The organism is Candidatus Cloacimonadota bacterium, assembly GCA_011372345.1.
Taxonomy (GTDB): domain Bacteria; phylum Cloacimonadota; class Cloacimonadia; order Cloacimonadales; family TCS61; genus DRTC01.
This window is the reverse complement of record DRTC01000143.1, coordinates 1-8,079: the sequence shown is the minus strand read 5'-3', so window position 1 is coordinate 8,079 and position 8,079 is coordinate 1. Positions and strand designations below refer to the sequence as shown.

Below are 8,079 nucleotides of genomic sequence, written 5' to 3'. Positions count from 1 at the left end.
TGAAATTTTGCCCGAAATTTGGAAACTGATGAATCAGTTAATGACCTCTATCTTCTTATTAACCACCAACTTAAGTTGGTGGTTAATGAAACAGGAAAAAGTATTAACCGTTTTAACGGTTTCCAATTTTATTGAATTTGACCTTTTTAGAGTGGACTCAAGATTCTTTAATCTGGAATTAAAAAATTCATTCCATTCAAATCGAAATTTTTATTCAAACACGGCTTCCACAAATTCATTCACATCAAAATCACGCAGATCTTCTTGTTTTTCACCAACTCCGATCAATTTTACCGGGATTTTCAATTGATGCTTGATCCCGATCACAATTCCGCCTTTGGCAGTTCCGTCCAGTTTCGTCAGGATCAGACCGGAAAGATTTATTGTTTTATTAAACAACTCAGCTTGGGAAATCGCATTCTGTCCTGTTGTGGCATCGATAACAAGAAGCGTTTCGTGCGGAGCATCCGGAACGATTTTTTTGATGGTTCTCACTACTTTGGAAAGTTCGTTCATCAGGTTCACTTTAGTATGCTGACGACCAGCAGTATCGATTAAAACTACATCGAAATTTTGATTCACCGCTTTCATTATGCCATCATAAACAACAGACGATGCATCCGAACCTTGCTGCTGCTTGACGATTTCCACATTTGCTCGTTCTGCCCAGATGGACAGTTGCTCGATCGCTGCTGCCCGGAAAGTATCTCCCGCGATCAGAAGAATAGATTTACCCTGATCTTTGAATCTTTTCGCCAGCTTACCGATAGTCGTGGTTTTACCAACTCCATTAACACCAGCAAAAAGGATTACAAAAGGTCTTTTATCAGTAATTTTCAGATGATCCGAATCTTTGGCATATTCATTGAGCAGCATCTCTTTGATGATATTTTCAAGGTGTGTTTGCACTTCAGCCTGGTTCGTGAGTTTATGCAATTGAATTTCTTCCCGCAATTTGTCGATAATAAAGAGACTTGTCTCAACTCCCACATCTGCCTGGATGAGAATTTCTTCCAGATCATCCATCAATCCTTCGTCAACTTTTCCTCTTAATTTGATCGTTTCAGCGATCTTTCCTAAAAAACTGCTTTTGGTTTTCGCTAATTTGGAGCGAAGATTTTCCGATTCTGATATTTTATTTTCCGGTTTCTTCTTTTTGGTAATTTTTTCTTGTGATGATTTTTTTTTGATAAATAAAATCACAAGAATAACCATTATCAAAATAATCGCTGCTAAAATATAAATTATGTAGTTTGTTTCCATTTTTCCTGCTATTAAATCCGTATGAAAACTTGCCAAATTTTTGAAATCTGGCAAGTTTGATATTGATTTAAAAAAAAAGCAGAATCCGAGACTCTCGAATTCTGCTTTAATATAAATTATTATACCGCTTTTTCAGTCTTCTCTGCTTTCACTTCGTTGAAATATGCAGCTAATCTGGCTTTCCTGCGGGAAGCAGTTCTTTTGTGAATAACATTTCTTTTCGCTGCTTTATCCAGTTTGGAATATACTTCAGATAATAATTTCTCTTTTTCCTCGATCGGCAGATCGCTTCTTAATTTTTTGTCTAAAGTTTTGATCGTTGCTTTCACATAATGATTGCGTGCCGCTCTTTTCTTTTCCTGTCTCAATCTTTTTTCACAAGATTTATGATTAGGCATTTTTTCCTCCATCTTTATAATTTTCTGGGACAAAAATAGATAGGAATAATTTGTGTCAAATTGTTTTTTAGAGAACTATTTCTAAAATCTTCAAAAAAGTTATGATAGTCATGAAAAGGCACAAAATACGCAAAAAGGTAGGAATAAAAGTTCATTCAAAAACAATAACGAATTTGTATAACCTTATATAAAACTTGCCAAGTTTTTGAAACTTGGCAAGTTTTTAGATTTCCTATTAAAAACTTTGACTTTGAAGTTATAGATTTTTATTTGACGCATAAAATTAAATTAGAATTATATTTTGGAGGATAAATGCGTAGAATCCTGTTGTTAACTTTCTTTACAGTCCTGATATCCGGAATTTTATGCGCAGAAGGCAACTTGATCCTAGAAATCGAAATTCAGGGAAATCTGAATATCGAAGAGGAATTGATCCTGACATTATTAACCTTTGAGGTTGGTGAGGATCTAACTTCAGAAGCTGTTGCAAAATCAATTAAAAGCCTTTACCAGTTAGGTGTTTTCGAAGACATCAAAATAGAAAAAACAGATATTCAACAGGGAATTTCAGTAACTGTAATCGTTAAGGAATTTCCTGTTGTAAATACAGTTGAATTCAAAGGAAATAAGAAGATCAAAGATTCAGCCATGGAAGATTTTGTTAAGCTTAAACCGGGAAGCTACTGGTCTCCTTTCCTGGAAGCAGAAGTTGCTAATTCCATTTCCCGGGAATATAAGAAAAAAGGATATCATCAGGCAAAGGCAGAATTCAGTATAACCAAACTTGATCAAAATAAAGTCGATGTTCTGGTGCGGGTGGAGGAAGGCTCAAAAGTTGTGATCAAAAAGATAAAAATACACGGGAATAAAGAGATCACTACCAAAAAAATACTCGGTAAGATGAAAACCAAAAAAGCGAGTCTGTTTCGTTCCGGAAAATTCGAGCAGGAGAAATTTGATCAAGACCTGGAAAGTATAGTCAATTATTATAATAAAAAAGGATTTATCGATACGCGTATAGTTTCCTGGGATAAGAAATTGGTAGAAGATAAATTTATGATCGATATTTATCTTTACGAGGGGAAATCCTATAATTTCGGTAAGGTTTTTGTCTCCGGTAATTCCAGATTTACTGATGACCTGATCATTAGTAATTTCAAATTTGAAGAAGACGAAGTATTCAACCTGGATAAATTCAATAAACAGTTGAACGATGTTGCATCCATGTATTATGAGGAAGGATATATTTATGCCGGGTTCGAACATGAACTGCAAAAAGATAAGGGAAAGATCAATATAAATCTGGTGATCAAGGAAAATACAAGAGCAAAGATCCGCAAGATCCATATCAAAGGAAATCGCAAGACAAAGGAAAAGGTGATCAGAAAACATCTGGCGATCTCTCCGGGAGATTATTTCCGGCAATCAAAGGTCAGACGAACTTTGAGTAATATCTATAATATGGGTTTATTTGAACCGGATCTGTTCCCTGATTATAGTCCTATTAATAAAAACGGAGATATCGATCTGGTCATTCATGTTAATGACAAGATATCGGGTTCTGCTAATGGCGGAATTGCTGTCAACAGTCAGGATGGAATTGTCGGGCAATTAAGTGTTTCTCACAATAATCTGTTTGGAAATTCCTGGCAGTCCTCTTTGAAATGGGAATTCGGCAAGACAACCCAAAATTATGATTTCAGTTTTACCAATCCGTATTTTCTCGATAGCAATATCCTGGTTGGATTCGATGTTTATCATACAGCAAAGGAGTGGTCAACATACAGGATTAATACGAACGGAGGTTCGATCAGGGTGGGAAAACCTCTCGGTTTTCTTGATTACTCCAGGATTTTATTTGGATATTCCTTATATACAAAGAAATACAATATTCTGGAGGGAGTTGATGAGGAAGATATTTCCGATAATCTCGCGGAACTGGATGAAAAAGGCTGGCAGAATACGAGTGCTTTATCGATGACCATCTCGCGCGACAGCCGTGATAATGTCTTTTATCCAACATCAGGTTCGCAATTTACACTTTACAGTGAATTTGCAGGTGGCCCACTTTACGGTGATTTCAAATACTACAAGCAAATTGCCCAGGTCAGTTGGTACACGAAAACTGTCTGGGAACTTGTTCTCCGCACCAAATGGCGGTTCGGATATGTAACCGGTTATGATGGGGAAGAAGCTCCTCCTGATGAAAGATTTTATCTTGGAGGAACAGGACCTGATGGAATTCGCGGTTATCCCGACCGTTCTGTTGGACCAAACGAAGGCGGATTAAGAGAGATCATTTTCTCGACAGAATACGCAGCCCCAATTGCCGGAGATCAGATAGTCGGGTTACTTTTCTTTGATGCGGGAAACAGTTATAATCGTTTAGAGGATTTCAATTTCTGGGAAATGAAGAGAGGTGCAGGATTGGGTATCCGCATTCGCAGTCCGTTCGGTTTGATCGGATTCGATTATGCTCATAACTTTGAGAATGGACGCTGGGAACCGCATTTCCAGTTTGGAACTACTTTTTAGTTTACCGCAAAGACGCGAAGGCACAAAGAAAAAAAGGGTAATAATGAAGAAAGAACACTTTGCGATCACAACCATTATGGGAATGCTGCCGATGGCTCCCAGCAAGTCCGAAGGTTCGGAACTGAAATCTCCGATGGCTCTGACCGTGATCGGGGGATTGATCAGTGCTGCTTTCTTTACTCTGTTCGTGATTCCAGTGATCTATAGTTTGGTGGATAGGAAGAAGAAGGAGAAGGTAGAAAGTTAGAAAACCTTCAAGGTTTTGGAAACCTTGAAGGTTTATATCTTACTTAAATTTTCTATAAATCTGCGTGTGCTTTCCCAGCATTACAAGGTTCAGGAATATTTCATCGACTGTAAATATCAGCAGCCAATCATTTTTTATATGAACAGATTCGAAATCCTGTAATTTTCCTTTTAACGGATGTCTTTTGTATTTAGGATCTATCTTATGCCGATTTTGTAATGCTGAAATCAATGTCTTTAGAATTTCAAAATCATTGCTTGAATATTGTCCGCTTTTCTTATCTCTTTCAATATCTTTCCGGAAAGACTTCTCAATTTTTATTTTCAGCAAATCAGATACCTAAATCTTTAAATAATTCATTTGCGGTTTCATATATTTGGACATTATTATCATTTTCCAAATTAGCGGATCTCTTTTCCAATTCTTTCGAAGGTATGCTCAATTTGAAAGGGATACTCTTTTCCATAGCAACTTTTGCTAAAAAGATATTGACAGCATCACCAAAACTAAGACCAAATTTCTTGAAAATATATTTAGCCTCATTATAGATCGAATTTTCGACCCTCACACTTGTTTGAATTTTCATAATATTCCTTTATCTTTTTTATGATAAAATAATCCATTGGGAGTATTTTGCCAATATTATTTTTTAATGGATCATTTGTCCGACTTAACACAAGATCCTGTGTCTTGTTTCAAGACAATGGACTTGTGCCAAGTCTCCCGCAAAAGAAAAAGGGCTATTGAATCGACCAATAGCCCTTTTTTACTTCTATGAAATTTACTTGAGCAGGATCATCTTCTTTGTCTCTGAATAGTTACCGGATTCCAATGTGTAGTAATAAACTCCTGAACAACAGTTCTCTGCATTCCATTCATAAATATGATGTCCTTTCCCGAATACTGCTCGTTCTAATGTTTGTCCTTTCATATTATAGATGGTCAGGATTGCACTTGTTTCTTTCCTGATATTAAATTCGATATTGGTCATTGCATTAAAAGGATTGGGAAAGTTGCCTGCCATAGAAGTGTTAATAATTGCATTTCCCGTAATTTCATCGATAGCAAGCCCATCATTAATGAAGATATAAGCAGAACCGGAATATTCTCCATTATCATCATTACAATGAGCTCCGATCACTGCATAATCGCCATTAATGGATACTGAAAAACCAAAGACATCATGAGCCGCACCATCGGAAGCGGTTAATTTATCCTGCTCTATCCAACTGCTGCCGTTTCTCTTAAAGATATAAGCAGAACCGGAAACACTTCCATTATCATCATCACCATGAGCTCCAATCACTGCATAATCGCCATTAATGGATACTGAAAAACCAAAGTCATCATGAGCCGCACCATCGGAAGCGGTTAATTTATCCTGCTCTATCCAACTGCTGCTGTTTCTCTGAAAGATATAAGCAGAACCGGAATTCATTCCATTATCATAATCTCCATAAGCTCCAATCAGTGCATAATCTCCGTCAATGGATACTGATTCACCGAAATGATCATCAGCCGCACCATCGGAAGCGGTTAATTTTGCCTGCTCTGTCCAACTGCTATCGTTTCTATGAAAGATATAAGCAGAACCTGATTCTTCTCCATTATCTTCATCTTCTTCAACTCCAATTAACGCATAATCTTCGTCAATGAATACTGAACGACCGAACCAATCACCAGCATCACCATCGGAAGCAGTTAATTTTGCCTGCTCCGTCCAACTACCTCCGTTTCTCTGAAAAATATAAGCAGAACCTGATTCATCTCCATTATCATCATCCCTATAAGCTCCGATCACTGCATAATCTCCAGAAATAGATACTGAATAACCGAAACGATCCCAGTCATCACCATCGGAAGCGGTTAATTTTGCCTGCTCGCTCCAGTTGCTGCCGTTTCTCCAGAAGATATAAGCCGATCCGGACATAAAACCATTATCATCATCTCCATAAGCTCCGATCACCACATAATCTCCGTCAATACATACTGAACGACCGAACTCATCATAAGCAGCACCATCGGAAGCAGTTAATTTTGCCTGCTCTGTCCAGTTGGTACCGTTTCTCTGAAAGATATAAGCAGAACCGGAACCATCTCCATTCTCACCATCATAAAAAGCACCGATCACGGCATAATCTCCGTTAATGGACACCGAATAACCGAAATAATCATCTTCGGTTCCATCTGATGCTAGAATTTTTTGTTGTTCTGTCCAGTCAGCATAAAGACAAAAAGATATGATCAGCAATAGAATTAAAGTTAGTCTTTTCATTTTTTCCTCAGTTTTGTTTTTAATTCCGGATTCCCCGTGCTCTCGTTCCCACGCTCCTGCGTGGGAATGCTTTTTTATTCGCTCTGCGATTATTCGGGTTTGACGCTGGAGCGTCCTGCTCTGCGTTCCAACGCTGGAGCATTGGAACGAGCAACGAAGGATTCCCCGCCCTGAAGGACGGGGCTATTGATTCATTTCTTCATTGTTGATAATTGGATGTTCCTTGTTCGATACTTGTAAGCCTTTGGCTTATTGGATATTCAAATCGGTCTCAACTCGCATCCCGAAAGCCTTCGGGACAAGTCGAGTCAAATTTCTCCCTCTCCTCTCAGGAGAGGGCTGGGGTGAGGTTTATTCCGGCACCTCCTCCACCGTATATTCCACTTCCTCGCTCCAATCCCCGTAGCCGTATTCATTCTCGGCACGCACACGATACACTCTTCTTCCGACTGGAGGCTGATAGGTATAGGAATTGTTCTTCCCGATATAAAGCTCTGTCCAGTTTATATCGTCTTCGGAATAGACGAACTGGTAAGCAGCGGCAGTTTCCACCTCATTGCAGGACACGGTCATATCAGGTCGGACAAACTCGACAGCGAGATCAGGAGCAGCAGGAACTTCCTCCGGAGGTTCACCGGGAGAGTAATCATAGCGGTATCCGTAAGTGCGAGCTACACGACGCTGGCTGGCTTTATCCATTTTACGCGTATTGAACATAAGCTGGTCATAAACTTCATTGATAAATTCATCTGCTTTGGGACGCAATTCTGCGATAGCAGCCTGTGCCTGATCATGCTCCCGGTCTGCCCGAGCAACATCATCGAATTCATCCATGCCATTATCATAAACCGTCTGCATCTCGGCAGCAGTGGGATCCGAGGTAGCAGGATAACCGGCAGCAACAGCCCTGGCATCCCCTTCGATTATATTCCTCAGCGTTTTCAGCCAGTCTCCGTCAGAATCAATTTTGGGAACTTTCCCATCCAGAGGCAGTTCATAATAGGTCAGATAGACATCCGGCAGATTCAACCTTACTTTTCTTCTCTTCACACCTTCCCAGGTATCCCGGCAATTGATCTCCACCATTCGGATACTGTCTCCTTTTTCCTGCACCTGCGTGATCTTGATCTCTGCTTTGGCTTTCACATTGATCTCAGCAGTTTTAAATCCCGGCAGAAAATTTGTTATGGCATCCAAAGTCGCCTGATCAACCAGATTATCACCCGCTAAATTGTCCTGATTTCCGGTTAGAACAATGTTATCAAGTAGTATTATCCTGTCATGATCGCTGGTTGGTTTATTAAGAGTCGGCATAATTCCTCCTTATGATCAATTTTTTTGAAAATTTATTAAATACAAAG

At 39.0% G+C, this 8,079-nt stretch carries 8 protein-coding genes; 2 read left to right on the top strand and 6 right to left on the bottom strand.

Features of this window, described 5'->3' with window-relative positions:
• Window positions 1–210: 210 nt before the first annotated feature.
• Both ftsY and rpsT read right to left on the bottom strand, forming a co-directional pair.
• Complete coding sequence (gene ftsY, locus ENL20_02745; protein ID HHE37473.1) at window positions 211–1,215, bottom strand: signal recognition particle-docking protein FtsY; 1,005 nt, start codon at window positions 1,213–1,215, stop codon at window positions 211–213.
• Window positions 1,216–1,382: 167 nt separating this feature from the next.
• The gene (gene rpsT, locus ENL20_02740; protein HHE37472.1) at window positions 1,383–1,661 is read right to left on the bottom strand and encodes a 30S ribosomal protein S20; all 279 of its coding nucleotides are present in this window, start codon (window positions 1,659–1,661) and stop codon (window positions 1,383–1,385) included.
• A 312-nt stretch (window positions 1,662–1,973) separates the two neighbouring features.
• On the opposite strand from rpsT, the gene bamA reads away from it, so the two are divergent.
• Both bamA and ENL20_02730 read left to right on the top strand, forming a co-directional pair.
• Window positions 1,974–4,196: an outer membrane protein assembly factor BamA gene (gene bamA / locus ENL20_02735; GenBank protein ID HHE37471.1), complete on the top strand. Its 2,223-nt coding sequence runs from the start codon at window positions 1,974–1,976 to the stop codon at window positions 4,194–4,196.
• The gene (locus ENL20_02730; GenBank protein HHE37470.1) at window positions 4,135–4,443 is read left to right on the top strand and encodes a hypothetical protein; all 309 of its coding nucleotides are present in this window, start codon (window positions 4,135–4,137) and stop codon (window positions 4,441–4,443) included. Before bamA ends, ENL20_02730 begins: the two co-directional genes overlap by 62 nt.
• 39 nt (window positions 4,444–4,482) lie before the next feature.
• Here the strand turns inward: ENL20_02730 and ENL20_02725 are convergent, their stop codons facing one another.
• The 4 genes from ENL20_02725 to ENL20_02710 all read right to left on the bottom strand — a co-directional run bounded on the left by ENL20_02725 (window position 4,483) and on the right by ENL20_02710 (window position 8,032).
• Window positions 4,483–4,773: a type II toxin-antitoxin system YafQ family toxin gene (locus tag ENL20_02725; GenBank protein HHE37469.1), complete on the bottom strand. Its 291-nt coding sequence runs from the start codon at window positions 4,771–4,773 to the stop codon at window positions 4,483–4,485.
• A 1-nt stretch (window position 4,774) separates the two neighbouring features.
• Window positions 4,775–5,029 (bottom strand): type II toxin-antitoxin system RelB/DinJ family antitoxin, encoded by a 255-nt coding sequence (locus ENL20_02720; protein ID HHE37468.1) that lies wholly within the window; start codon window positions 5,027–5,029, stop codon window positions 4,775–4,777.
• A gap of 195 nt (window positions 5,030–5,224) precedes the next feature.
• Window positions 5,225–6,718 (bottom strand): T9SS type A sorting domain-containing protein, encoded by a 1,494-nt coding sequence (locus tag ENL20_02715; GenBank protein ID HHE37467.1) that lies wholly within the window; start codon window positions 6,716–6,718, stop codon window positions 5,225–5,227.
• A 351-nt stretch (window positions 6,719–7,069) separates the two neighbouring features.
• On the bottom strand, window positions 7,070–8,032 hold the full coding sequence (locus ENL20_02710; protein ID HHE37466.1) for a hypothetical protein: 963 nt from the start codon (window positions 8,030–8,032) through the stop codon (window positions 7,070–7,072).
• Window positions 8,033–8,079: the final 47 nt, after the last annotated feature.

Excerpts from the sequence above, each read along its gene's own strand:
- ENL20_02710 (HHE37466.1), bottom strand. The coding sequence starts at position 8,032 with ATGCCGACTCTTAATAAACCAACCAGCGATCATGACAGGATAATACTA.
- ENL20_02730 (HHE37470.1), top strand. The coding sequence starts at position 4,135 with ATGCTCATAACTTTGAGAATGGACGCTGGGAACCGCATTTCCAGTTTG.
- rpsT (HHE37472.1), bottom strand. The coding sequence starts at position 1,661 with ATGCCTAATCATAAATCTTGTGAAAAAAGATTGAGACAGGAAAAGAAA.
- ftsY (HHE37473.1), bottom strand. The coding sequence starts at position 1,215 with ATGGTTATTCTTGTGATTTTATTTATCAAAAAAAAATCATCACAAGAA.
- bamA (HHE37471.1), top strand. The coding sequence starts at position 1,974 with ATGCGTAGAATCCTGTTGTTAACTTTCTTTACAGTCCTGATATCCGGA.
- ENL20_02715 (HHE37467.1), bottom strand. The coding sequence starts at position 6,718 with ATGAAAAGACTAACTTTAATTCTATTGCTGATCATATCTTTTTGTCTT.
- ENL20_02720 (HHE37468.1), bottom strand. The coding sequence starts at position 5,029 with ATGAAAATTCAAACAAGTGTGAGGGTCGAAAATTCGATCTATAATGAG.